At 63.3% G+C, this 23277-nt stretch carries 22 protein-coding genes; 12 read left to right on the top strand and 10 right to left on the bottom strand.

Features of this window, described 5'->3' with window-relative positions:
- Nucleotides 1-58: 58 nt before the first annotated feature.
- The gene (locus N7568_RS05735; protein ID WP_261608925.1) at nucleotides 59-703 is read left to right on the top strand and encodes a GNAT family N-acetyltransferase; all 645 of its coding nucleotides are present in this window, start codon (nucleotides 59-61) and stop codon (nucleotides 701-703) included.
- A gap of 166 nt (nucleotides 704-869) precedes the next feature.
- Here N7568_RS05735 and N7568_RS05730 read toward each other — a convergent pair whose 3' ends face one another.
- Complete coding sequence (locus tag N7568_RS05730; RefSeq protein WP_439898961.1) at nucleotides 870-2264, bottom strand: PhoH family protein; 1395 nt, start codon at nucleotides 2262-2264, stop codon at nucleotides 870-872.
- A gap of 239 nt (nucleotides 2265-2503) precedes the next feature.
- Complete coding sequence (locus N7568_RS05725) at nucleotides 2504-3310, bottom strand: isoprenyl transferase (protein WP_261608923.1); 807 nt, start codon at nucleotides 3308-3310, stop codon at nucleotides 2504-2506.
- A gap of 107 nt (nucleotides 3311-3417) precedes the next feature.
- On the opposite strand from N7568_RS05725, the gene trhA reads away from it, so the two are divergent.
- Complete coding sequence (trhA, locus tag N7568_RS05720; RefSeq protein WP_261608922.1) at nucleotides 3418-4059, top strand: PAQR family membrane homeostasis protein TrhA; 642 nt, start codon at nucleotides 3418-3420, stop codon at nucleotides 4057-4059.
- A gap of 23 nt (nucleotides 4060-4082) precedes the next feature.
- Here trhA and N7568_RS05715 read toward each other — a convergent pair whose 3' ends face one another.
- From N7568_RS05715 to mca, 3 genes are all read right to left on the bottom strand, one after another.
- The gene (locus N7568_RS05715; protein ID WP_261608921.1) at nucleotides 4083-6242 is read right to left on the bottom strand and encodes a thioredoxin domain-containing protein; all 2160 of its coding nucleotides are present in this window, start codon (nucleotides 6240-6242) and stop codon (nucleotides 4083-4085) included.
- Nucleotides 6220-6525, bottom strand: coding sequence for a hypothetical protein (locus N7568_RS05710; RefSeq protein WP_261608920.1), 306 nt, complete (start codon nucleotides 6523-6525; stop codon nucleotides 6220-6222). The genes N7568_RS05715 and N7568_RS05710 overlap by 23 nt, the downstream gene beginning before the upstream one ends.
- Before the next feature lie 103 nt (nucleotides 6526-6628).
- Nucleotides 6629-7534, bottom strand: a complete 906-nt coding sequence (mca, locus tag N7568_RS05705) for a mycothiol conjugate amidase Mca (protein ID WP_261608919.1) — start codon at nucleotides 7532-7534, stop codon at nucleotides 6629-6631.
- Between the two features lie 74 nt (nucleotides 7535-7608).
- Here mca and N7568_RS05700 point away from each other — a divergent pair, with 74 nt between their 5' ends.
- Nucleotides 7609-8067 carry a DUF4307 domain-containing protein gene (locus N7568_RS05700; RefSeq protein WP_261608918.1) on the top strand — a complete coding sequence of 153 codons (459 nt, stop codon included), beginning with the start codon at nucleotides 7609-7611 and terminating at the stop codon, nucleotides 8065-8067.
- 152 nt (nucleotides 8068-8219) lie between these two features.
- Complete coding sequence (gene greA / locus N7568_RS05695) at nucleotides 8220-8714, top strand: transcription elongation factor GreA (protein ID WP_026542824.1); 495 nt, start codon at nucleotides 8220-8222, stop codon at nucleotides 8712-8714.
- Between the two features lie 142 nt (nucleotides 8715-8856).
- On the opposite strand, the gene N7568_RS05690 is transcribed toward greA, so the two are convergent.
- The 4 genes from N7568_RS05690 to N7568_RS05675 form a co-directional block, all read right to left on the bottom strand.
- A complete protein-coding gene (locus N7568_RS05690; RefSeq protein WP_261608917.1) occupies nucleotides 8857-9474 on the bottom strand; it encodes a rhomboid family intramembrane serine protease in 618 nt (205 codons plus the stop codon).
- Between the two features lie 14 nt (nucleotides 9475-9488).
- Nucleotides 9489-10727 carry a threonine ammonia-lyase gene (gene ilvA, locus N7568_RS05685; protein ID WP_261608916.1) on the bottom strand — a complete coding sequence of 413 codons (1239 nt, stop codon included), beginning with the start codon at nucleotides 10725-10727 and terminating at the stop codon, nucleotides 9489-9491.
- 3 nt (nucleotides 10728-10730) lie between these two features.
- On the bottom strand, nucleotides 10731-12011 hold the full coding sequence (locus N7568_RS05680; protein WP_261608915.1) for an AI-2E family transporter: 1281 nt from the start codon (nucleotides 12009-12011) through the stop codon (nucleotides 10731-10733).
- Nucleotides 12012-12096: 85 nt separating this feature from the next.
- Nucleotides 12097-13047, bottom strand: a complete 951-nt coding sequence (locus N7568_RS05675) for an aldose 1-epimerase family protein (protein WP_261608914.1) — start codon at nucleotides 13045-13047, stop codon at nucleotides 12097-12099.
- Between the two features lie 100 nt (nucleotides 13048-13147).
- Here N7568_RS05675 and galT point away from each other — a divergent pair, with 100 nt between their 5' ends.
- From galT to N7568_RS05660, 3 genes are all read left to right on the top strand, one after another.
- Complete coding sequence (gene galT / locus N7568_RS05670) at nucleotides 13148-14299, top strand: galactose-1-phosphate uridylyltransferase (protein WP_261608913.1); 1152 nt, start codon at nucleotides 13148-13150, stop codon at nucleotides 14297-14299.
- Nucleotides 14296-15456: a galactokinase gene (galK, locus tag N7568_RS05665; protein ID WP_261608912.1), complete on the top strand. Its 1161-nt coding sequence runs from the start codon at nucleotides 14296-14298 to the stop codon at nucleotides 15454-15456. The genes galT and galK overlap by 4 nt, the downstream gene beginning before the upstream one ends.
- A gap of 66 nt (nucleotides 15457-15522) precedes the next feature.
- A complete protein-coding gene (locus N7568_RS05660; RefSeq protein WP_261608911.1) occupies nucleotides 15523-16761 on the top strand; it encodes an acetyl-CoA C-acetyltransferase in 1239 nt (412 codons plus the stop codon).
- 78 nt (nucleotides 16762-16839) lie between these two features.
- Here N7568_RS05660 and N7568_RS05655 read toward each other — a convergent pair whose 3' ends face one another.
- Nucleotides 16840-17751, bottom strand: a complete 912-nt coding sequence (locus tag N7568_RS05655) for a Bax inhibitor-1/YccA family protein (protein WP_261608910.1) — start codon at nucleotides 17749-17751, stop codon at nucleotides 16840-16842.
- 418 nt (nucleotides 17752-18169) lie between these two features.
- Between N7568_RS05655 and N7568_RS05650 the strand changes: the two genes are divergently transcribed.
- The 5 genes from N7568_RS05650 to N7568_RS05630 all read left to right on the top strand — a co-directional run bounded on the left by N7568_RS05650 (nucleotide 18170) and on the right by N7568_RS05630 (nucleotide 23215).
- Nucleotides 18170-19504: a branched-chain amino acid ABC transporter permease gene (locus tag N7568_RS05650; protein WP_261608909.1), complete on the top strand. Its 1335-nt coding sequence runs from the start codon at nucleotides 18170-18172 to the stop codon at nucleotides 19502-19504.
- 9 nt (nucleotides 19505-19513) lie between these two features.
- Complete coding sequence (locus N7568_RS05645; RefSeq protein ID WP_089594158.1) at nucleotides 19514-20482, top strand: branched-chain amino acid ABC transporter permease; 969 nt, start codon at nucleotides 19514-19516, stop codon at nucleotides 20480-20482.
- Nucleotides 20479-21471, top strand: a complete 993-nt coding sequence (locus tag N7568_RS05640; RefSeq protein WP_207596785.1) for an ABC transporter ATP-binding protein — start codon at nucleotides 20479-20481, stop codon at nucleotides 21469-21471. Before N7568_RS05645 ends, N7568_RS05640 begins: the two co-directional genes overlap by 4 nt.
- Nucleotides 21468-22238 carry an ABC transporter ATP-binding protein gene (locus N7568_RS05635; RefSeq protein ID WP_261608908.1) on the top strand — a complete coding sequence of 257 codons (771 nt, stop codon included), beginning with the start codon at nucleotides 21468-21470 and terminating at the stop codon, nucleotides 22236-22238. The genes N7568_RS05640 and N7568_RS05635 overlap by 4 nt, the downstream gene beginning before the upstream one ends.
- Before the next feature lie 119 nt (nucleotides 22239-22357).
- The gene (locus N7568_RS05630; RefSeq protein WP_261608907.1) at nucleotides 22358-23215 is read left to right on the top strand and encodes a phosphotransferase; all 858 of its coding nucleotides are present in this window, start codon (nucleotides 22358-22360) and stop codon (nucleotides 23213-23215) included.
- Nucleotides 23216-23277: the final 62 nt, after the last annotated feature.

Below are 23277 nucleotides of genomic sequence, written 5' to 3'. Positions count from 1 at the left end.
CGGGAGCCTCGCTGCGATGTGACTCGCGTGGTTTTCCCTGCCGGGCTAAGCTACGGCGATGACATCGCTGGCAGACATCTGGCCCCCGTTCGGACTCACCCTCACCACCCCGAGGTTGAGCATCCGTCCAGTTTTCGACGACGATATCCCGGCCGCCGTCGCCGCGGCACGTTCCGGTGTCCACGAGCCCGGCAAGAGCCCGTTCAGCACCCCGTGGACCGAGCTCCCGGACGATGAACTCGCTCCCAATATGGCCCAGTGGTACTGGCGCTGCCGCGCCAACTTCACCAAGGAATCCTGGACCCTCCTCCTGGCGGTCTGGAATGACAACGAGTTCCTCGGCGTCCAGGACATCGTCGCCAAGAACTTCAACACTTTGAAAACAGTAGGCACTGGCTCCTGGCTCAAGCAGTCCGCCCAAGGGCAGGGGTTCGGCAAGGAGATGCGTGCCGCCGTCGTCAGCTATGCCTTTGATTACCTGGGTGCCGAAGTAGCCGAGTCCGAGGCCGCCTCATGGAATCAACAGTCGCTGGGCGTCTCCACCAGCCTCGGTTATGAGCCCAACGGCATCTTCCGTCACGGCTGGGACAAGAGAGTCGAGGAAGTCCAAAAAGTCCGCCTCACCCCAACCACCTTCAAACGCCCGGACTGGACCCTCCAAGTCCAAGGCCACGAAGAACTGAGAACGTACCTGAAGCTCTGACGGCTCTCAGGCAATAGCGCGGCTGTGGTCTCCCGGAAAGGAGCGCATCGCAACGCATCGGACCCCGAAGGTCGCCCAGCGACCTTCGGGGTCCTTTTGCGTTGTGTCTAAGCGACGGCGGGAGGCCGTGGCCGCGCGGTGGTGACCACCGTGCAGCAAACGCAGCCTAGATCTCAGCCCCTTCGAGCAATTCCGTCACCAGCGCTGCAATCGGTGACCGCTCAGAACGGGTCAGCGTGATGTGCCCGAACAGCGGGTGTCCCTTGAGCGTCTCGACGACGGCAGCAACGCCGTCGTGCCGCCCTACCCGGAGGTTGTCGCGCTGGGCGACGTCGTGGGTGAGGACGATCTTTGAGTTTTGTCCGATGCGGCTCATGACGGTCAGGAGGACGTTCTTCTCGAGTGACTGTGCTTCGTCCACGATCACGAAGGCGTCGTGCAGGGAACGTCCGCGGATGTGGGTCAGTGGCAGGACTTCGAGCATGCCCCGATCCATGACTTCCTCAACGACTTCCTGGCTCACCAAGGCGCCCAAGGTGTCGAACACGGCTTGCGCCCAGGGGTTCATTTTTTCGGATTCGGATCCCGGGAGGTAGCCGAGTTCCTGGCCGCCCACGGCGTACAGGGGTCGGAAGACCACTACCTTGCGGTGTTCCCGCCGCTCCAGGACGGCTTCAAGGCCAGCGCAGAGTGCCAGTGCGGACTTGCCCGTGCCGGCCCGTCCGCCGATGGAGACAATGCCGACAGCTGGGTCCATGAGCATGTCGATGGCGAGCCGCTGCTCGGCTGAGCGGCCGTGGAGTCCGAAGACGTCGCGGTCACCTTTCACGAGCCGGACCTGCTTGTCGGCGCCCACCCGGCCCAAGGCGGAGCCCCGGTTCGAGAGAAGGACCAGCCCGGTGTTGACGGGTAGTTCGGCGGCTGCGGGGATGAAGACTGGTTCGTGCCCGTAAAGGGTGGTGATTTCGTCGTCGTTGGCTTCCACTTCGGCCATGCCCGTCCAGCCGGAGTCCTTGACGAGTTCATTGCGGTATTCGTCAGCCTGCAGTCCCATGGCGGACGCCTTGACGCGCATGGGGAGGTCCTTGGAAACGACGGTGACGTTGTGGCCTTCGTTGGCCAGGTTCTTGGCCACTGCCAGGATGCGGCTGTCGTTGTCGCCTCCACGGAATCCTGCTGGCAGCACTTCCGGGGAGATGTGGTTCATTTCCACCCGGAGCATTCCGCCGTCATTGCCGAGGGGAATGGAGTGGTCCAGTCCCCCATGTTCGATCCTCAGGTCGTCGAGGAGTCGCAATGCTTTTCGAGCGAAGTAGCCCAGTTCGGGATCGTGCCGTTTTCCTTCCAGTTCGCTGATGACCACGATGGGAACGATGACCTCGTGTTCGGCGAAGCGCAATAGGGCGTGTGGATCGGATAGCAGGACGGACGTATCGATCACGTAGCTGCGGCCTGTCGCAGACGGTGCGGTCCGCGCTTTTTGTGAGACCCGCTTGGTGCGAGAGGTAGCTGCACTTTCCCCGTCGGAAACCATTGCGGGCAGTTGCTCAGAAATAGCCACATCGACTCCAGCCCCGGGCAGATCGCCCGGCCTAATGGTGAAGCGGCTCGGCCGGAAGGCCGGGCGTGGCCTCCCATGTAACTGGTGCGATAGTTCGCTCCATGTACTGGCCTCCCCGATCAGCGGGCGGTTTTGCCTGCTGATGTGATTAACGTAATCCCCGGCACATTCATTTCCGCAATCCGCGGTCGGCAAGTCGCATGTCCGGATCGTTAAATTTTGGTGAACCGGACCGCACCCTAGGTTCCGTACCGGCGTTGACGTCCGGCGTAGTCCCTGAGCGCCCGCAGGAAGTCGACCTTGCGGAACGCGGGCCACAGGGCTTCGCAGAAGTAAAACTCGCTGTAGGCGCTTTGCCACATCAGGAAACCCGAGAGCCGCTGCTCGCCGGAGGTGCGGATGACCAGGTCAGGATCAGGCTGGCCGCGGGTGTAAAGGAACCGGGAGATGTCGTCCACCGAAAGTTCATCTGCGACGTCGGACATGTTGCGTCCCTTGGCGACGGCGTCGTGCAGGAGTTCCCGAACGGCGTCGACGATTTCGCGGCGGCCGCCGTATCCCACCGCAACGTTGACGTGGATCTTTTCGTGGACAGGCGTACGGGCCGTCAGTTTGTTGAGCCGTTCGGCCAGATAATCCGGGAGGAGTTCGGGGGCGCCCATGGCATGAACGGAAACGTCCGCGTCCTCGTCCAGGCGGTCCATGGTGTTGGCGATGATGCCCATGAGCAGGTCCAGCTCTTCACCGGAGCGGTTCATGTTGTCCGTGGAGAGCATGTAGAGCGTCACTACTTTGACGCCGAGCTCCTGGCACCAGCCGAGAAATTCGTGGATTTTGTCTGCGCCGGCCTGGTGTCCCTGACTGGTGGGGGCGTTGAATTGGCGGGCCCACCGCCGGTTGCCATCCACCATGACACCGATATGCCTCGGGATCTGGTCCTGCTTGAGGGAGCGCAGGAGTTTGCGCTCGTAGAAGCCATAGAGGAAACCGGGCAGCTCCACCGGACTCTCACCTGACTTCCTTGCTTGTACGACGACGGCGCACATCCAAGGCTACCTTCCCAAGCTGGCGAGCCGGTGCAGAAGCCAGTCAAAAAGCATCAACCACTTGTTACCCTCAGGTAACTTACCGGAACGTAAGTTACTGTTAAACCATGGCAGAGCTCCTTGAAACCAAGCCCCTCTGGCGCGGATGGATCCACGCTGTAGCGGCTCCTTTCGCACTCGCTGCAGGCATTGTCCTGGTAACAGTTGCCCCCACCGAGGATCGCAAAATCACCTCCGCGATCTACGCTTTGACCGGCTTTCTCCTGTTTGGCGTCAGCGCCGTGTACCACCGGGGAAACTGGTCGCCCAAGGTGCGCATGTTGCTCAAACGGTTGGACCACACGAACATCATGCTGGTCATCGCCGGGAGCTACACACCCTTGGCATGGTCATTGCTGGAACGATCCCAGGCTGTCACCCTGTTGTGGCTTGTTTGGTCCGGAGCGATCGTTGGCGTGCTCTTCCGGATCCTGTGGACCCACGCTCCGCGTTGGCTGTATGTGCCTGTCTACATAGCGTTAGGCTGCGGAGCGTTGTTCTACCTACCGCAGTTCTTTGCCGCCAACGCCCCTGCCGCGATACTCATTTGCGTGGGTGGCGCCCTGTACATCGCCGGCGCGGTGTTCTACGCCCTCAAGAAGCCGAACTTCAGCGTCCAACACTTTGGGTTCCACGAGCTTTTTCACGCCTTTACGGTGCTGGCTTTCGCGGCCCACTTCGTGGCGATCATGATGGCAGTGCTCAGCTAGCTGTACCCGGCCATCAGCTCCGGCTAAGGATCACCCATCGCCATCGCGGCCAACCGGGACCGGACCGCAGCCACATCCCCCAACGGCCTCTCACACACCATGTCCCGGCATAGATAGACCTGCGGGGAACCGTCCGGCGTCCCGGACCGGTGAAGCAGCAGCGGAACCTCAGAATCCCCGGCCGGGGACCCGGCGTCGTCCGTCTGCAGGGCGACCACCAGTCCCGGGCTGGGCGACGTCAACAGGGCTCCGTGAAGTTCACTCCTCAGCGGCGAATCCGGGCCTGCGACGGCGGCCTCTACCGGTCCGGCCAGGGCGGCTTGCGCGGTGGCCAGCAGCCATCCGGCAACACGTGGTGCCTGCGTGGCGAGGGGCGGGAGCAACCCCAGGATATTGCCTGCCATGAGTCGGTGCTCGTGGGATCCGGAGTACGCGGCGTATGACAACAGGGCACCGGCAAATCCGGCGGCACCACTGGGTGCGGCGTTGTCGAAGGGGTCCAGCACCGCGTGCTGGCCCTGTGCGTTGAACACCTGGGCGGACTCCCCCGTCGAGTCGGCAAGTTGTCCGTTGTCCACGAACCGTGAACACGCGGCGAGCAGCAGCTCCTCCGCAAGGCGATACCAGCGCTTGGTTCCCGTCACTGCGTACAGGGCCAGGCAGCCGTCGGCGCAGAACGCGTAGTCCTCCAGGAGGCCACCGATTCCGCGGGGCCGCGAGTCGTGCGAGACGCGGACCAGAACCTGAGAACCGCTGTCCCAGTGGACATTGGCAAGGTACCCGGCGACGGCTTCCGCCGCTGCCACCAACTCCGGACGATCCAGAATGGCGCCCGCCTCTGCAAGGGCGGCCACAGCCAGGCCGTTCCACCCGGCTACAACTTTGTTGTCCCTGGCAGGTTGGTTCCGGAGGTTGCGGGCGGCAAGAAGCGCCGGACGGGCTCGCTCCCAGAGCGTGGCTTCCGCCTGGGTCAGCTTACGAGCAGGGTGCAGCGGGGAGCCAAGCTCCGAAACGGTCCCTTGCGGGCCGATGTTCATGATTCCTGCCACGGCTTCGGCATCGCCCGGTCCCAAGGCGTCCACCAGTGATTCCTTGGTCCACAGGTAGGTAGCGCCTTCATGGTGCACGCCACCCACCACGGTGTCGGCGTCCAGCGAGGAAGCCAGGCCACCGTCCGGAAGGCGCAGCGAGTCAAGCATCCAGTCCGCGCATTTCGAGGCCACAGCGGCAGCTTCACTGGCCGTGAAAACCTCATTGCCGCCAAGCCGCACCCAGTGCGCGTAGACCCGGAGCAGCTGCGCATTGTCGTACAGCATTTTCTCGAAGTGCGGGACAGACCAGTCTGCCGTCACCGAGTAGCGGGCGAATCCGCCGTCGAGCTGGTCGCGCAGGGCCGAGCGCGCCATGCCCGCCAACGCTCGTCCAGTCATGTCTCTGGCGGCATCAGCGGTGTCGGAAGGAGCGGCTGCGTGCCGGATGAGGAACTCAAGAACCGCCGACGGCGGAAACTTGGGAGCGCCGCCAAACCCGCCGGCGTCGGGGTCCTCTGAGCGGGCAAGAAGTCCTACCGCTTCCGATAGCAGGTTGGCATCAAGCAGCTCGGGAGGTCCGTCCAGCCTGATCGCCCCGGCCAACTGCGCGTCGGCCATATTGGCTGCCAGCCCCCTGGCGTTCTGCTCCACGCCATCGCGCCGCTCAACCCACGCCTCGTGGACCGCCTCAAGGATGTTGCGGAAGGAAGGCCGGCCGGGAAGGGGCACCGGCGGGAAGTAGGTTCCCGCATGGAAGGCGAGTCCGTCCGGGGTCAGGAAGACAGACATCGGCCAGCCGCCTTCGCCGCTGATGGCCTGGGTTGCGGCCATGTACACGGAGTCAACGTCCGGGCGTTCTTCGCGGTCAACCTTGACCGGAACAAAGTGGGCGTTCAGGTAGTCGGCGGTTTCCTGGTCCTCAAAGGACTCATGGGCCATGACGTGGCACCAGTGGCATGCCGCGTATCCGATGGAGAGGAAAACCGGGACGTCACGTTGGGCGGCGAAAGCAAAAGCTTCGTCGCCGAACGGACGCCAGTGGACGGGATTGTCCGCATGCTGCCGCAAATAGGCAGAAGGTTCCGAGCCCAGGGCGTTACGTGCCCCGGGCGAACCGTTACCGGTGGTTTCAGCGGGTCCGGGGACCGGCATCGCCGCTCTCATCCGGTGTGGAAGCGTCTGCCGGGGAACCGGCCTCCGCAGGCTCTCCTGCCTCGGCAGCCAGGCGGGCTTCCTCCACCTGTGCCCGGTACCGGACGCGACGGATACGGCGAACCATGTCCACAATCAGGAAGGTGGTCAGGATGACGATGAAGGCCGTGAGGACGAAGCCCCACGTACCAGGCGTCACCTGGTCCTCGGACAGGCCGGGCCGCAGCGTGCCCGAGGGGTTGGGCGACGGGGTGACGGTCAGGGCGAGAATCAAGTGGTGCACGTTCAAACCTTCTATGGGAGCTGATGCATGCCGCCAGGCAGCGTAGCCGGAAGCTGGTTGGCCACACGGCAATTTCTACAAGCGATAGAAACTACCGGCGTTCCTATCTTATCCCTGCGAAGAGGTCCTTTTCCGGCAGCTCGGAAGGAACCCTGGACTTGACCAAGGTGTAGTCCTCCCAAGGCCATGCAGTCCGCTGCAGATCCGGCGATACGGCGAAGAAGAAGCCGAGGGGGTCGATCTGCGTGCGGTGCGCCCGGAGTGCATCGTCCCTCGCCTCGAAGAAGTCGCCGCAATCCACCTGGGTGGTGGTCTGGTGACCCGGAGGGACCGGAGCGTGGCCCTCGGCATCAGCCTCCAACCATGCCGCAAGGCGCTCGGCGTAGGGAGACTGCAGTCCGGCTTCCTCCAGCGCGAAGTGCAGGGCCCGGAACCGTTCGGGACTGAAGGCACGGTCATAGTAGAGCTTGCTCGGAGCCCACGGCTCCCCCATGCCCGGGTAGCGGTCCGGGTCGCCGGCGGCTTCAAAGGCTTCCACCGCCACCTTGTGGGCCATGATGTGGTCGGGGTGCGGATAGCCGCCGTTTTCGTCATAGCTGAGGATCACGTGCGGTTTGAAAGCGCGGACGAGCCGGACCAAGGGCGCCGTGGCGCGCTCCAGCGGCAGCAGTGCAAAGCACCCCGGGGGCAACGGCGGGAGGGGATCGCCCTCTGGAAGACCGGAGTCCACAAAACCCAGCCAACGCTGCTTGATACCCAGCACAGCGGCCGCGTTCGCCATCTCGAGGCGTCGGGCACCGGCCATATCCCGTTTGGGGTGGGGTGCGTCTTCCATGGCCGGGTTCTGGATGTCACCGCGTGAGCCATCAGTGCACGTAGCGACCATCACGTCTACTCCCGCGGCGGCGTACATTGCCATGGTTGCCGCACCTTTGCTGGACTCATCATCCGGGTGGGCGTGGACGGCGAGCAGCCGCAGCTGCTGGTCGGAACTGCTGGACGCTGTCACGTGACGGCTCCTCTTTCGTGTATCAAGCTTGTGGGGCGGTGATGGGGCGCCGGGATCGGCACTAAACTGGACGGGTGACTTCAGAGGACCTATCGGCCACCCAAGTACCGGCAAGCACCAGCCTAGCCAATCGCTACGGCGGTCAAAAGCGCGCCATGGCCCGCAAAACCAAGCGGAACATCGTCATCGGCGCCCTGGTCATCGGGATTGGGTTCGCCGCCTATGTCGCAACCGGATCCGCTCAAGCCCCTGTCACCTTCAAGGACATTGGGTACAGCACCGTGGACGGCACCCAGGCTGAGGTGGATTACCAGGTCACCAAGTATCCCGGAGCCACCGCGAAATGCGCCATCAAGGCCATGGACTCCAAGTTCGCGGTGGTCGGCTGGAAGGTTGTGGAAATCGGGGCCAACCAGCCCGAGGCGAGTGCCGACGGCGGCAGCACCACCGTCCAGCGCACTGTCCTGCGTACCGAGTCACCGGCCGTCTCAGGCGTTGTGGATAGTTGCTGGATCGTGGACAGCGGTAAATAACAATCATGTGACCCACGACTCAACCGGTTTGGGTTCGTCCAAAGGATTTACTACAATGGATGAAACCTTCACCCCGTTAAGTTGGTTACTGAGTTCCACTAGTGGCCATCTCGGCGGGGTCTTTTGCATTGTCAGATCTAGAGGAGAAATCCGTGTCTACCACCAATAGCGCCACTGCGGCTTGGCTTACCCAGGAAGCTTTCGATCGCTTGCAGGCTGAGCTGGACCACCTTTCCGGCGCTGGCCGGGCGGAAATCGTCCAGAAGATCGAAGCTGCCCGCCAGGAAGGCGACCTGAAGGAAAACGGCGGCTACCACGCAGCCAAGGAAGAGCAGGGCAAGATCGAGGCCCGCATCCGCCAGCTCACCGCACTCCTGCGCGACGCCCAGGTTGGCGAAGCACCTGCAGATGACGGAATCGTTGAGCCCGGCATGCTGGTTGTTGCCCGCATCGCCGGCGATGAAGAGACGTTCCTGCTGGGCTCACGCGAAATCGCCGGTGATTCCGATCTGGACGTCTTCAGCGAAAAGTCGCCCCTGGGTGCCGCCATCATCGGCCACAAGGAAGGCGACAGCCTGAGCTACGTCGCCCCCAACGGCAAGGAAATCCCGGTGGAGATCGTCTCCGCCAAGCCCTACGTTGCCTAATCAGCGGCTCACCGGCCCGAAGTACACGACGCCGGCCCACCCCTTCGCGGGGCGGGCCGGCGTTTTCGTGTGGGCACCCAACCGGGTCGCAGATCAGGTGGTTCCCAGCGCTGGGAACGACCTGAACTGCGACTTACTTGGGTCAGAGGGCGGCGGGCGTGGACTTGGGACGTAACAGGAGCGCCGCCACGACGCCGCCTACGGCTCCGCCGAGGTGCGCCTGCCAGGACACGTAGCCCATCACCGTGGGCAGCACGCCGAAGAGGATGCTGCCGTAGGCCATGAACAGCACCACGGAGAGCAGGATCTGCCACCAGTTCCGGTTGAAGAAACCACGGACCAGCAAGAACGCGAAGAATCCGAACACCAGCCCGGACGCCCCTACCGTCACCCCTCCCCCGCCGATCAGCCACACAGCGAGCCCGGATCCGAGCCAGCTGAAGGCCAACGCTGTGATGAACACCCGGAGGCCGGACAGGAACACCAGGAAGCCGAAGATGATCAGCGGCAGCGTGTTGGAGAGCAAGTGGTTGAAGTTCGCGTGCAACAGCGGGAACGTCAGGATGTCCAGCACACCGTCCATGGAACGGGATCGCAGGCCAAAGGTGGAGTTCAAGCCGTGGCGCATCAGCGTGTTGAGAATCTCGATGACATACAGCAGGACGACGAAGCCGCCCATGAAGAGCAGGCCACCCTTCGCCCGGCCGGCCAGCGACTCCCGGTCCGCTTCTTTGGATCCTTCAGGCATTCCCAGCACCATGGGTGCTCCTCCCGTCAGTGCACCACTATGGGCTGGAAGCCCTCGGCACGCAGTGCACCGAGAACCTGTTCGCCGTGTTCGTGGCCCTTGGTTTCCAGGTTGATGGTGATGGAGACGTCGCCCATGCTGATGGAGCCACCCAGGCGGGTGTGGTCCAGGCCGGTGACGTTGGCATCGTTTTCGGCGATGATCCGCGCGATCGTTGCCAAGGAACCGGGCCTGTCGTCGAGCATCATGCGGACGGTCATGAACCGGCCTGCGGCCGAAAGACCCCGCTGGATGACTTTCAGCATGAGCATGGGATCGATGTTGCCGCCGGAAAGCACGACGGCGGTGTTCCCCGGGTTTTCGATCTTGCCATCCATCAGCGCGGCTACTCCCACGGCGCCGGCGGGCTCCACGACCATCTTGGCCCGCTCGAGGAGGAAGATCAGCGCCCTTGCAAGCGAGTCTTCGCTGACCGTAACAACATCGTCCACGAGCTCGCGAATGATGCTGAAGGGCAGCTGTCCGGGCCGTCCCACCGCGATTCCGTCGGCCATGGTTGACACCTTCTTCAAGGGCACCAACGCATCCGCCGCCAAGGAGGGCGGGTAGGCAGCGGCGTTCTCCGCCTGGACACCAATGACCCGGATCTCGCGGCCCAGTTCCTTGGCCCGGGCCTTGATGGCCACAGCGACGCCTGCCAACAAACCGCCACCGCCGACGCCCATGAGGATAGTGTCAACATTGGGGATCTGGTCCAGGATCTCCAACCCGATGGTCCCCTGTCCGGCAACGACGTCTACGTTGTCGAAGGGGTGTACAAACACTGCACCGGTCTCGTTGGCGTAGCGCTGCGCTTCAGCCAGCGCCTCATCTACGTTGTGGCCGTGCAGGATGACTTCGGCGCCGTGGCTGCGGGTGGCGGCTAGCTTCGGCAGCGCCACTCCAAGGGGCATGTAGATTCGGGCGTTGATGCCCAGGCTCTTTGCAGCGACAGCCACGCCTTGGGCGTGGTTGCCGGCCGAGGCCGCCACTACGCCCCGCTTCTTCTCATCTTCGGTCAGCCGGGCCATGCGCACGTAGGCGCCGCGGACCTTGAAGGAGCCTGCGCGCTGCAGATTCTCGCACTTGAAAAAGACGTTGCCGCCTACGAGGTGACCCAGCGCGCGGGACGTCTCCACCGGAGTCTTGGTAATAATGCCCTCGAGCAGCTCCTGCGCCTTAAGGACATCGTCCAGCGTGACGGGCAGGGTTTCGAGGGTATTCACTGACTATTCTCCTTTGGTGGTGTCGGCGGCAGGGTCCTCAGCAGAGGGGCGACCTGCGGCCTTGTTCTTGCCTGCGATGCCTCTTCCGAGGCGGGATTCGGGCTTGGGGAGGTGAACCTCCTTGAAGTTGGCGTCTCCGGCCGGTCCCGCAGAAGCGGTAGCCGGTTGAAGCTCCAAACCGCCCAATCCTTCATCATGTTCCCACGTCCGCCCGGCAATGTACCGAACCGCCGTATTTACTACGGCGAGCAACGGGACCGCGAACAGCGCTCCCGGGATGCCTGCGAGGTAGGAGCCCGCGGCCACCGAGAGGATCACGGCTACGGGGTGCAGCGACACGGCCTTGCCCATCACCAGCGGCTGCAGGATGTGGCTTTCAAGCTGCTGGACCAGCAGAACGATTGCCAGCATGATGAGCGCGTTGATGGGCCCGTTGGATACCAGCGCAAGAAGCACCGCAATGGCTCCTGTAACAAGGGCACCCACTACCGGGATGAAGGAGCCGATGAACACCAGGACTGCCAAGGGAAGTGCCAGGGGAACCTGGATGATGGCAGCGCCCACACCAATGCCCACAGCATCCACGAACGCCACGAACATCTGGATACGCACGTAGCTGACCATGGACGTCCACCCACGACGCCCTGCGCCGTCAGTGGCCTTGCGCGCAGTCTTGGGCAGGAGACGGACCAGGAAGGCCCAAATGCGGCTGCCCTCGAGCAGGAAGAAGATGAGGATGAAGAGCGCCAGGACGAGTCCCGCGGCAAAGTGTCCGGCGGTGCTGCCAAAGGACAAGGCGCCACTGAGGATGCTGCTGCTGTTGTTTTGCAGCGCGTTCGCGCCATCGGCAATGTACTGGTCGATTTGATCTGCCGTCAGGTGGAGGGGACCATCTGCCAACCACGTCTGGATCTGTTGGATTCCGGCCAAGGCCTCCTGCCAGAGCTCGCCGAAGCCGGAGGCAAGCTGCCTTCCCACCAGGGCGAGCGCGCCGGCGATGACGCCGATGAAGGCCACCACAGTGATGGCGACGGCAGCCCCGTTAGGCACCTTGCGGCCGCGGAGCCAGGCCACCACCGGATACAGCAGGCCGGCCAGAAGGGCAGCCACCATGACCGGGATGATGAGGAAGCTGACCTTGCCCAGCAGCCAGACCAAGGCGCCGATCATGAGCAAGATCAGTCCTGCCCGCCACGACCAGGCAGCAGCAATTCGCACCCCGTAGGGGATGTCTTCGGCAATTTGGCGGTCAGAGCGGGATTTGGCGTCCGGTGTTGGCGTCATGAACCCATAATTCCGTAGGCCACGCCGTATGGGAAACCGGCCCGCGCAGCGGGTACCAAACGCTGTGGCAACACGTACAAAAAGCTCAGAGGGATGCGGTGATGCCCCAACTCATGGTGAACGCCTCGCCGGGGGCCAGCCATCGCAGGCCGTCACCGCTGTTGAAGGCGTTGGCAGGGCCCGTCATAGGCTCGATGGCCACTGCCTTGGAGCGGCCGGGGAAGGTGTCTGTGACAAAAACATGGACGTACGGGGACAGCTCGTCCTGTTCGAGACTGACACTGCGGCCATCAGGCGCTGTCAGCGTATGGCGGGCCACGCCGCCGTCGTACGCCAGATCGGTCAAGGCGACATCAATCAACAGGTCATTCACCGCAGTGCCGGCGGAAAGATCGTACTGGCCATCTGCTTCAGCTGTGCTGCGGGGAATCAAGCGCTCGTCGGCCACCAGCCGGGTACGGGCGTGCACCGTCAGCACCAGGTCCTCGGCAGCGACGTCGCCGAGGCGCAGGTAGGGGTGCGCCCCGAGCACAAAGGGCGCCCTGTCCTGGGAATCGTTGACCAAGGTCTGCCGGACGCGGAGGTCCATGGCCTCATCCAGCTCATAGCGGACCAGGTGCCGGACCAGGAAAGGGTAACCGTGCTGCGGGAAGACGGTGGCTTCGAGCGTCACGCTGAACTCTGATTCGTCCACCAAGGTGTACGCAGTGTTCCGCAGCAGACCGTGGCTGGCGTTGTTGCGCGAGACCTCGGTGATATCGAGTTGCTGCTTCTTGCCGTCGAGGTACCAGACCCCGTCCTCCACGCGGTTGGCCCATGGCGCCAGGGTGATGCCCGTGGCGCCCGGAGGAATCTGGTCGTCATCGTAGCTTTCCGTCAGTTGCACGCCGCCGCGGGAGTAAAGGCGCAGCCCGGCAGCGAGTTCGGTGATGACGGCGAGCGCATCGCCCCTGCGAAGCTCGAATTGCCTGCCCGTGGCGAAGCGGCGGGATTCGGACGGAAGCGCGTTATCGGCGGGTGAAGGCGAGGCAGACATGGCAATACCGTACTTCATTTCGGGACCCGTAGCCCCACCGCCCAATGTTAGCTTTTGTTAGAAACTATGCGTTTTTGGTCACTTGTGGAATGATGGATCCATGAGTCGCATCACCAGCACCCGCCTTGCGGACAGCCGCGAGCTGATCTATTTCGACGACCCCGGAACTCCGGAACGCACACCGGAATCACTGGTGGACCACCGCGAGCTTCCGGCGCGCGGAGAGCCCGGCGAGGTCAGGTACGACGCCCTGTCGGGTGACTGGGTGGCCGTAGCGGCCCACCGCCAGACCCGCACGCACCTTCCCCCTGCCGACCAGTGCCCCATTTGCCCTACAAGCGCGGCGAACCCCTCGGAAATTCCGGCCTCGGACTATGACGTGGTGGTGTTCGAAAACCGCTTCCCCTCCCTAGGGCCGGCCCTCGGCGACATTCCCCCGCTTCCCGCACCGGGAACCAGCGGCCACGGAATTACCGGACCCGCGTTCGGTCGCTGCGAGGTGGTGGCGTTCACGCCGCAGCACACCGGCTCCTTCGCCGAACTCGGTGAGACACGCGCCCGCACGGTCATCGAAGCGTGGGCCCAGCGGACCGAAGCATTGAACGCCTTGCCGGGCATCAAGCAGGTCTTCCCGTTCGAGAACCGCGGCGCGGATATCGGCGTCACCCTGCATCACCCGCATGGACAGATTTACGCGTACCCGTACGTCACGCCGCGCGCCGCCCAGCTCGGTGCTGTTGCCCGGAAGTACTACGACGACGTCGACGGGAAGGAAACGTTGGCGGCGTCGCTCCTCAAGGCTGAACGCGAGGACGGCAGCCGCATGGTCCTGGAGGCAAAGCACTTCAGCGCCTACGTTCCCTTCGCGGCCCGCTGGCCCCTGGAAATCCACTTGGTTCCCCATCGCAGCGTCCCCGACCTCGCAGCGCTCACGGGCGCAGAACGCGATGAACTTTCGCACGTCTACCTTGACCTGCTCAAGCGCCTCGACTCCCTCTACCCCACCCCCATGCCGTACATCTCGGCGTGGCATCAGGCCCCGCTGGATCCGGCACTTCGTCCCGCGGGCCAACTGCACCTGCAGCTCACCTCGCCCCGCCGTGCAGCCGATAAGCTCAAGTACCTGGCCGGTTCAGAGGCCGCCATGGGAGCGTTCATTAACGACATCACCCCCGAAGCAGTGGCCGAGCGGCTGCGCAGCGTCGCCGCAGTACCAGCCGCAAACAAGACCCTGGAAGGCACCCGAGCATGACGACCACCACCGACACCAGCGTCCTCGCCGCCCGCTTCAGGGAAACGTTCGGCGCAGCTCCCGACGGCGTGTGGCAGGCGCCGGGACGCGTTAACCTGATCGGCGAGCACACGGACTACAACGAAGGCTTTGTGCTGCCCTTTGCCATCGACAAGACGGCAAAGGTTGCGCTTCGCGTCCGCGATGACTCCACAGTCCGCTTGCTGTCCACCTTCGGCGGACACGGTGTGGTGGAAGCCGACCTTTCAGAGCTGGAGCCGGGCTCGGGCGAAGGCTGGTCCCGCTATCCACTCGGTGTCGCTTGGGCACTGAAGGAACGCGGCATTGAGGTGCCCGGGTTCGACCTCCTGCTGGATTCCGACGTTCCCTCCGGGGCGGGCCTGTCTTCTTCCCATTCCATCGAGTGCGCCGTCATCTCGGCCCTCAATGAGTTGACCGGTGCCGGACTTGCGGCCGAGGACCTGGTGCTGGCCACCCAACGCGCGGAGAACGTGTTCGTTGGCGCCCCTACCGGAATCATGGACCAGTCGGCCTCCCTGCGCGGCGCAAAGGGCCACGCCGTCTTCCTGGACTGCCGCGACCAGCACGTGGACCTCGTCCCGTTCGACGCCGAAGCCTCCGGACTGGTCCTTCTGGTCATCGACACCAAGGTTTCACACTCACATGCCGACGGCGGTTACGCATCCCGCCGCGCGTCCTGCGAGTTGGGTGCCGAGATCCTGGGCGTCAAAGCACTGCGCGACGTCGGCGTGGAACGGTTGGAGGAAGCGTCCGGACTGCTGGACGAGACCACGATGAAACGCGTGCGCCACGTGGTCACCGAGAACGACCGGGTGCTCCAGACCGTGGAAGTCCTGGGCAACCAGGGTCCCGCCAGCATTGGCCCATTGTTGGATGCGAGCCACGTTTCCATGCGCGACGACTTCGAGATCTCCTGCCCGGAACTGGATCTCGCTGTCGACACCTCGCGGGCCAACGGTGCCATCGGCGCCCGCATGACCGGCGGCGGCTTCGGCGGCTCTGCCATCGCACTGACTCCGGTGGGCCTGGAGCAGCAAGTGCGTGACGCCGTCGTGCGCTCCTTCGCAGAGGCCGGCCACACCGCACCGGACATCTTCACGGTGACTCCGGCGGCGGGCGCCCTTCGCCTGGCCTGATCGCTGACGCCCGGCGCCCGTCCAGACGCCCGGCGTCCGTCCAGACGCCGGGCGTAAGCTGGGGCCATGACTGAGGCTGTCATTGTTTCCACTGCCAGAAGCCCTATTGGCCGGGCTTTCAAAGGCTCGCTCAAGGACGAACGCCCCGACGACCTCGCGACGGCCATGGTGCGTGCTGCCCTCGCTAAACTCCCGGGGTTTGATCCTGCCGCGGACGACGGACGCGGCCTGGACGACATCCTCCTCGGCTGCGCCGAACCCAGCGGTGAGGCCGGGTCCAACATGGCACGGGTGGTGGCCGTCCTCGCCGGGCTGGACCGCGTGCCGGCGGCCACCATCAACCGCTTCTGTGCGTCGAGCCTGCAAACCCTGCGAATGGCATTTCACGCCATCAAATCCGGTGAGGCCAATGCGATCGTGTCCGCTGGAGTGGAGAGTGTCACCAGATACCAGAATTGGGCCGGTGCCGGCGAAACGGACACCGCCACCCACAACCCACTCTTCGAATCGGCCGCCCAACGCACCGCGGCGAGGGCAGCGTCCAACATTCCGTGGACAGATCCCCGACTGGGTGGCCGCCTACCGGACATTTATATTTCCATGGGACAGACCGCCGAGAACGTCGCCACCAGCTACGGCATCAGCCGTGCCGAGCAGGACGAGTGGGGCGTACTGAGCCAAAACCGCGCAGAAGCTGCCATCGCATCAGGGTTCTACTCCCGCGACATTACGCCGTACACACGCAGGGACGGCACAGTGGTGGATCGGGATGATTCACCCCGGGCAGGCGTGACCCTCGAAGCAGTGTCCGCCCTGCAACCGGTCTTCCGTTCAGAGGGAACCGTCACGGCCGGCAACGCGTGCCCGCTCAATGACGGCGCCGCCGCGGTGGTTGTCATGAGTGACTCACGTGCCCGGGAACTTGGCCTGCAACCACTGGCGAGGGTGGTGTCCACTGGCGTCAGCGCCCTCTCCCCCGAACTGATGGGCATGGGGCCGGTGGAGTCCACCCGGCGGGCGCTGGCTTTGGCCGGACTGACCATGGAGGATATCGATCTGGTGGAGCTCAACGAAGCCTTCGCCGTGCAGGTGGTGGCAAGTGCACGTGAACTGGGCATCGACCCTGCCAAGCTCAACGTCCACGGTGGCGCCATCGCCTTGGGACACCCCTTTGGCATGACCGGTGCACGGATGACCAGTACGCTCCTGAACGGTCTCAAGGAGCGCGATGGAACCCTGGGGCTTGCCACCCTGTGCGTTGGCGGCGGGCAGGGAATGGCCGTGGTTTTCGAGCGCCTGAGCTAGGCCGATGGCTGGCCCGGACGCAAAAATGCCCCCGAAGACTCTTCGGGGGCATTTCACGTGTGACGAACTCCGATGGAGTTAGTCGTCGCCTCGCAAGATTGCCAGGAGGCGGATGATTTCAATGTAGAGCCAAACCAGGGTGACCGTCAGGCCGAAGGCAGCAACCCAGGAGTAACGCTCCGGGGCGCCGGCGCGGACGCCTTCTTCGATGCTGGTGAAGTCCATGATCAGCGAGAAGGCTGCAAGGCCAATGGCGAGGATGCCGATGAAGACACCCAGCGGGATGCCTGCAATCGTCATGCTGGTTCGCAGGCCGAAGGGCTCCTGCACGGCGCCGGTCCACATCATCACCATGTTGATCAGGGCGAAGACTGCGTAACCGATGGTGGCGATCATGAAGAAGCGCACCATCTTGGGGGTGGCGCGGACTTTGCCGCTCCTGAAGAGCACCAGGGTGACGCCGAAGACTGCCAGCGTACCGATGACAGCCTGGAGGCCGACGCCGGGGTACCTGCCGTCGAGGATACGGGTCAGGCCGCCCAGGAACAGGCCTTCCAGACCGGCGTAAGCAAGGATCAGGGCAGGTGAAGGCTGCTTCTTGAAGGTGTTGACCAGTGCCAGGACGAAGCCGCCCAGCGCGCCAACGATCATGAGCATCGTGGACAGGGCAGGAGCTACGAAGAGCGTCACGCCGGCGCCGATCACCAGGACCACGAGGCAGGCGACAGTCTTCATGATGACGTCGTCATAGGTCATGCGGCCGGTGTCGGCGGGGCCGGCAGCCGGCTGGTTGTACATCTGCTGCAGCTGCTCATTGGTCATGTTCTGCTGCTGGGCAGACCACGCGGCCTGGCCATCCATCACCTGGCCAGGCGCCCGACCGGGTGCCTGGTTAAACTGCTGGCCGTACGGGTTCTGCGGTACAGGCGGGGCCTGCTTTGCTCCACGGAAATTCTTTCCGTTGAAGACTGGGTTTCCGCCAAGTGCCATTGCGGGTGTCCTCCTGAAAAAGGGCTAAGTGATAATTCACGGTACCAATTACCACGCGCGCGCGGCAGGGAAAGTTCCCTTGTTCACCCAGACGAAACGCAACCGTGACACGAAAGCGGCAGAGTGGCAGCGACAGGGACCCGCCGGAACGTTTAGAAGCACCCTTACTCAACAAAGGTTTACTTAAGTTTAGCTACATCATAAGTTGCCTATAGCTTCACAGTTGTTATCCGATCGCGATGTTTGCACCCCCGAACTGGGCATTCATTCAGTCCACCGGGCGGTAACATAGGCCACACATGGGTGACTTAGATCACAATCGAGGCAGCTAGGCAAGAACTGTTCACAAGCCCCATTTACCGTTCGCACCGGCTGCAATGGCGCAGCCGGGACCACCCCCACTGTGGAGGTTTCCATTTTGAGAAGCACACTGCGCGACCCGTCCATCAGACGGTCCAAGGGACTACAGAGAGTTGTGGGGGCGCTGTTCGCAGCCCTCATCGCCGCTCTGTTGATCGCCGCCCCCTCGGCACAGGCAACCACCCCATCGCCTTCGCCGTCACCGACGACATTCCAAAACAACATCAGCGGATTCCTCCGCGATGATGCCCGGGCACCCATACCCGGCGTCAAAATCAAAGCCTCAGGCAACGGGTTCGAAGGTGACGCCACCTCCGGAGCCAACGGTGCGTGGACCATCGGTGTCCCCGTGCAGGGCACCTACACCATAGAGCTGGACACCTCCACCTTGCCGGAGGGAATCGCACTGGCCGAGGGCCAGGACAATCCCCGCGATGTCACGTTCAGCCAGACCTCCAACCTGTCGGTGATCTTCGCCTTCGGTGAGGGCATCGTGGTCCAACAGCAGGACTTTGGCCAGAACCTCCTCAACCGCCTGGTGGCGGGCCTGAGCTTTGGCCTCCTTCTTGCCCTCGCCTCCGTGGGCCTGTCCCTGATCTTCGGAACCACAGGCCTGACCAACTTCGCCCACGGCGAGATGGTGACCCTGGGCGCCGTCCTCGTGTTCATGTTCAACGGTTTCGGACTCCCCTTCTGGCTGGCGATCCTGCTGGCACTGATCGGCGGCGGCCTCTTCGGCTACGTCCAGGACGCCGGACTCTGGCGTCCACTGCGGAAGCGCGGCTCCGGCCTCGTTCCCATGATGATCGTCAGCATCGGCCTGGCCTTGGCCATCCGCTACGTCATCCAGTTCTTCTTCGGTGGAGCAACCCAACAGCTGCCCGGAGCACAAAGCGCGGAAATCCAGATCGGGCCTGTATCCATCTCCCCGAACAACCTGTGGTCGCTGGTCATCAGCGCCGTGGTCATCGCCTTGATCGGCATCGTCCTGCTGAAGACCCGTCTGGGCAAGGCAACCCGCGCTGTAGCGGACAACCCTGCACTCGCAGCCGCCTCCGGCATCGACGTCGACTCCGTCATCCGCATCGTCTGGATCGTTGGCGGCGTCCTCGCCTCCCTCGGTGGCATCCTGTGGGCGTACTACCGTCCGGGCGTCACCTTCGACATGGGCTCGCAGATCCTGCTTCTCATCTTCGCCGGCGTGACACTTGGCGGTCTGGGGACCGTCTTCGGAGCTCTGATCGGCTCGATCGTCGTCGGCATCTTCGTCGAACTGACAACTGTGTTCGGCCTTCCAGCCGACCTCAAGTACGTCGGTGCCTTGTTCATCATGATTGTTGTTCTTCTGTTCCGACCGCAGGGTATCCTCGGCCGGCGTGAGCGTGTGGGTTAGGAGCGGGCCATGGACTTCGGATTTATTTTCTCCAGCGCCCTTGGCGAATTGTTCAGCCCGACGACGGCGGCCTACGCACTTGCCGCTTTGGGCCTCGCGGTTCACTTCGGCTACTCAGGCCTGTTGAACTTCGGCCAGGCCGGCTTCATGGCCGTCGGTGCCTACGGTTTCGCCATCTCCACCCTGAGCTTCGACGCTCCCTTCTTCCTTGCACTGATCATCTCCATTCTTTGCTCGGTGATCTTCGCCTTCATCCTTGGAATTCCCACCCTCCGGCTACGCGCCGACTACCTGGCAATCGTCACCATCGCAGCGGCAGAAATTGTCCGCTACGTAGTCACCACCAACCAGCTCACCAGCGTCACGGGCTCGGCCAACGGTCTGGCAGCGTTCGAGAACACGTTCTACGCCATGAACCCCTTCCCCGAGGGGTCCTACATGGGCATGAACAACCGCGACTTCTTCATCCGCGTAGTCGGCTGGGGACTTGTAATCGTGTGCTGTGTGCTGGTGTGGCTCCTCATGCGCAGCCCGTGGGGCCGTGTCCTGAAGGGCATCCGCGAAGACGAGAATGCTGTCCGTTCTCTCGGTAAGAACGTCTACGCCTACAAGATGCAAGCACTGATCATCGGTGGTGTGCTGGGTGCCTTGGCGGGCATGATCTTCACGCTCCCCCGCGGCGCTGTCCAGCCGTCCAACTACGGCACGGAACTGACGTTCTTCCTGTGGACCTGCCTCCTCCTCGGTGGCATGGCCACTGTCCTGGGGCCGGTCATCGGAGCCATGATCTTCTGGGTTGTCCTGTCGCTGACCCAGAGCCTGCTCTACGGCCTTATCGAATCAGGGGCAGTCACCTGGCTGACCACCGTCCAGGCCGGCCAGTTGCGCTACATCCTGGTGGGTGTCGCGCTGATGCTCCTGATGATCTTCCGCCCGCAAGGCGTCTTCGGCAATAAGAAGGAGCTTGCTTTCGCATGAGTGAGACCAACGAACGCAATACCGAAAATATCGACTACATGACCGATTCGCGGCCCATCGCCGTCGGGGAAAACACCCCCGGCTGCAAGAAGCGCGATCCCATTGTGGTGGCAGAGGACGTCACCCGGTCCTTTGGCGGCATCAACGCAGTGGACGTCGAGTACCTCGAGATCCCGCGCCATAAGATCACCGCATTGATCGGTCCCAACGGCGCCGGCAAGACCACCCTGTTCAACCTGCTCACGGGCTTTGACACTCCCAATACGGGCAAGTGGCAGTTCGAGGGCAACAGCCTGGCAGGTGTTTCCTCCTACAAGGTGGCACGCATGGGCATGGTGCGCACGTTCCAGCTGACCAAGGTGATGGGCAAGCTGACTGTCATGGAGAACATGCGGCTCGGCGCAGCCGACCAGCCCGGCGAACGGCTCTCCAAGGCCCTGTTCAAGGGCATGTGGGGAGGCCGCGAGAAGGAAATCACGGCCCAGGCCAACGTGCTGTTGGAGAAGTTCAAGCTGGATGCCAAGAAGGACGACTACGCCGCGTCCCTCTCCGGTGGACAGCGAAAGCTGCTGGAAATGGCACGTTCCCTGATGGTGCGGCCCAAGCTGGTGATGCTCGATGAGCCCATGGCCGGCGTGAACCCCGCGCTGACGCAGTCGCTGCTGGACCACATCAAGAACCTGAAGGCTGAAGGCATGACCGTGCTCTTCGTCGAGCACGACATGAACATGGTCCGCCATATCGCAGACTGGGTAGTGGTCATGGCGGAAGGCAAGGTGGTGGCTGAAGGCCCTCCGGGCGAAGTCATGAAGAACCCTGCCGTCATCGACGCCTACCTTGGCGCCCACCACGACGTGGACCTCGGCGATGCCGAAGGCATCAAGGTGCTCGAGGCCGAACTCGAGGCCGACGAAGAGTCGGTAGTGGGTACTGAAGACGCCGGCATCCTGTCCGACATCGTTGAAACCAAGAAGGAGGACGGGAAATGAGCAGCCCCGCCGCAATGCCCGCCTCAGCAGCTGCTCCGGCAGGCGATTCCGTCGTCAAAGTCACCAACCTCGTGGCCGGGTACATTCCCGGCGTCAACATCCTCAATGGATGCAGCATCGAGGCCCGCAAGGGTGAGTTGATCGGCATCATCGGCCCCAACGGTGCCGGCAAGTCCACCCTGCTGAAGGCCATGTTCGGCCTGGTGAAGGTCCACTCCGGCACCGTGGTGGTCCGGGGCCAGGACCTCACGGGTTTGAAAGCCAACAAGCTGGTAACCCAGGGCGTGGGCTTCGTGCCGCAGACCAACAACGTGTTCGCAGCACTGACCATCGAAGAGAACCTTCAGATGGGTATGTTCCAGCGGCCCAAGGACTTCTCCCAGCGCTTCGACTTCGTCACCAGCCTCTTTCCGGAGCTGGGAAAGAGGCGGGCGCAGCGGGCGGGGTCGCTCTCCGGCGGCGAGCGCCAGATGGTGGCCATGGGCAGGGCGCTCATGATGGATCCGGCTGTACTGCTGCTGGACGAGCCGTCGGCAGGCCTCTCCCCCGTCAAACAGGACGAGACCTTCCTCCGGGTGCACGAGATCAACCGTGCCGGCGTGTCCGTGATCATGGTGGAACAGAACGCCCGCCGCTGCCTGCAGATCTGCGACCGCGGCTACGTGCTGGACCAGGGCAAGGACGCGTACACGGGTACCGGTCGTGAGCTCATGAAGGACCCCAAGGTCATTCAGCTCTATTTGGGCACCCTGGCGGACGAGGTCTAACCGCCACAGCTGCACAAGCACAGGAGGGTCCCGGGATGGTATCCCGGGGCCCTCCTTCGTTGAAGGTCCGCCAACGGCTTTGTGGCGGTCCCTCGAGGCGCTGATGACATGCTGGACTGATGACCCGAAGCATCACAGAACAACAGCATGGATTGCTGACCTCGTGGCTGGGCAATTACACCGTGGTACAAAACCACTCCTGGCCGTTGCAGGACACCACCGTCCTGCAGGTTGCAGACCCGGACGGCCAGGAATTCATCGTGAAGGCCAGCACCACCAGCCACCATATTCGCCGGGAAATCGACGCATACTCGCGGGGACTGCCCGGACTTGAAGGCCGGGTACCAACGCTCAGGCACGCGGCTCCGGATGCAGGCCTCCTGGTCACCACATACTTGCCTGGGTCGCTGGTCGCCGGAAGCGACGCTGAAACCGATCCAGAGACTTTTCATGAGGCCGGCGCACTTCTGGCCACTTTGCACCAGCCTGCCGGAACATCCCGGAGTTACACCCGCGCCCTGACGGCCAGGACGACGTCGATCATTGAAAGTGCCCACGGGCTCCTTCCGGAGGAATCACACCGCCTGCTAACAGAAGCTCTGGCTTTCCTTGAAACCGGTCCGGCCGACCTGGTGACCACCCATGGCGATTATCAGCCAAGGAATTGGCTGCACCACAACGGCCACATCAAGGTCATCGATTTTGGCCGCGCCGAGCTGCGCCCGTGGGTCCACGACCTTGTTCGGCTCAGCCATCAGCAGTTCCTGGGCCGGCCGGGGCTTCAGGCAGCATTCCATGAAGGCCTGGGCAGGGTCGTCACCACCGAACAGGAGCGGCATTTGTGGACGCTGGAGAACCTCAACCAGTCAGTCGGTACGGTGTTGTGGGCCCACCAAGTGGGAGACTTCGTCTTCGAACAGCAGGGCGTTGACATGGTGGACAGAGTCCTGGCGGGGTTCGCCCCATACAGCGGATGATTGCTTGAGCCAGGACGCAGAACAGGCCCCCTTCCTTGTGGGGAAGGGGGCCTGTTGCCAGC

This window comes from Paenarthrobacter aurescens (genome assembly GCF_025421775.1).
Classification (GTDB): Bacteria; Actinomycetota; Actinomycetes; order Actinomycetales; family Micrococcaceae; genus Arthrobacter; species Arthrobacter aurescens_B.
This window is presented reverse-complemented; position numbering and strand designations above follow the sequence as displayed.

Excerpts from the sequence above, each read along its gene's own strand:
- N7568_RS05735 (WP_261608925.1), top strand. The coding sequence starts at position 59 with ATGACATCGCTGGCAGACATCTGGCCCCCGTTCGGACTCACCCTCACC.
- N7568_RS05725 (WP_261608923.1), bottom strand. The coding sequence starts at position 3,310 with ATGTGCGCCGTCGTCGTACAAGCAAGGAAGTCAGGTGAGAGTCCGGTG.
- trhA (WP_261608922.1), top strand. The coding sequence starts at position 3,418 with ATGGCAGAGCTCCTTGAAACCAAGCCCCTCTGGCGCGGATGGATCCAC.
- N7568_RS05715 (WP_261608921.1), bottom strand. The coding sequence starts at position 6,242 with ATGCCGGTCCCCGGACCCGCTGAAACCACCGGTAACGGTTCGCCCGGG.
- N7568_RS05690 (WP_261608917.1), bottom strand. The coding sequence starts at position 9,474 with ATGGTGCTGGGAATGCCTGAAGGATCCAAAGAAGCGGACCGGGAGTCG.
- N7568_RS05680 (WP_261608915.1), bottom strand. The coding sequence starts at position 12,011 with ATGACGCCAACACCGGACGCCAAATCCCGCTCTGACCGCCAAATTGCC.
- N7568_RS05675 (WP_261608914.1), bottom strand. The coding sequence starts at position 13,047 with ATGTCTGCCTCGCCTTCACCCGCCGATAACGCGCTTCCGTCCGAATCC.
- galT (WP_261608913.1), top strand. The coding sequence starts at position 13,148 with ATGAGTCGCATCACCAGCACCCGCCTTGCGGACAGCCGCGAGCTGATC.
- galK (WP_261608912.1), top strand. The coding sequence starts at position 14,296 with ATGACGACCACCACCGACACCAGCGTCCTCGCCGCCCGCTTCAGGGAA.
- N7568_RS05660 (WP_261608911.1), top strand. The coding sequence starts at position 15,523 with ATGACTGAGGCTGTCATTGTTTCCACTGCCAGAAGCCCTATTGGCCGG.
- N7568_RS05655 (WP_261608910.1), bottom strand. The coding sequence starts at position 17,751 with ATGGCACTTGGCGGAAACCCAGTCTTCAACGGAAAGAATTTCCGTGGA.
- N7568_RS05645 (WP_089594158.1), top strand. The coding sequence starts at position 19,514 with ATGGACTTCGGATTTATTTTCTCCAGCGCCCTTGGCGAATTGTTCAGC.
- N7568_RS05640 (WP_207596785.1), top strand. The coding sequence starts at position 20,479 with ATGAGTGAGACCAACGAACGCAATACCGAAAATATCGACTACATGACC.
- N7568_RS05635 (WP_261608908.1), top strand. The coding sequence starts at position 21,468 with ATGAGCAGCCCCGCCGCAATGCCCGCCTCAGCAGCTGCTCCGGCAGGC.
- N7568_RS05630 (WP_261608907.1), top strand. The coding sequence starts at position 22,358 with ATGACCCGAAGCATCACAGAACAACAGCATGGATTGCTGACCTCGTGG.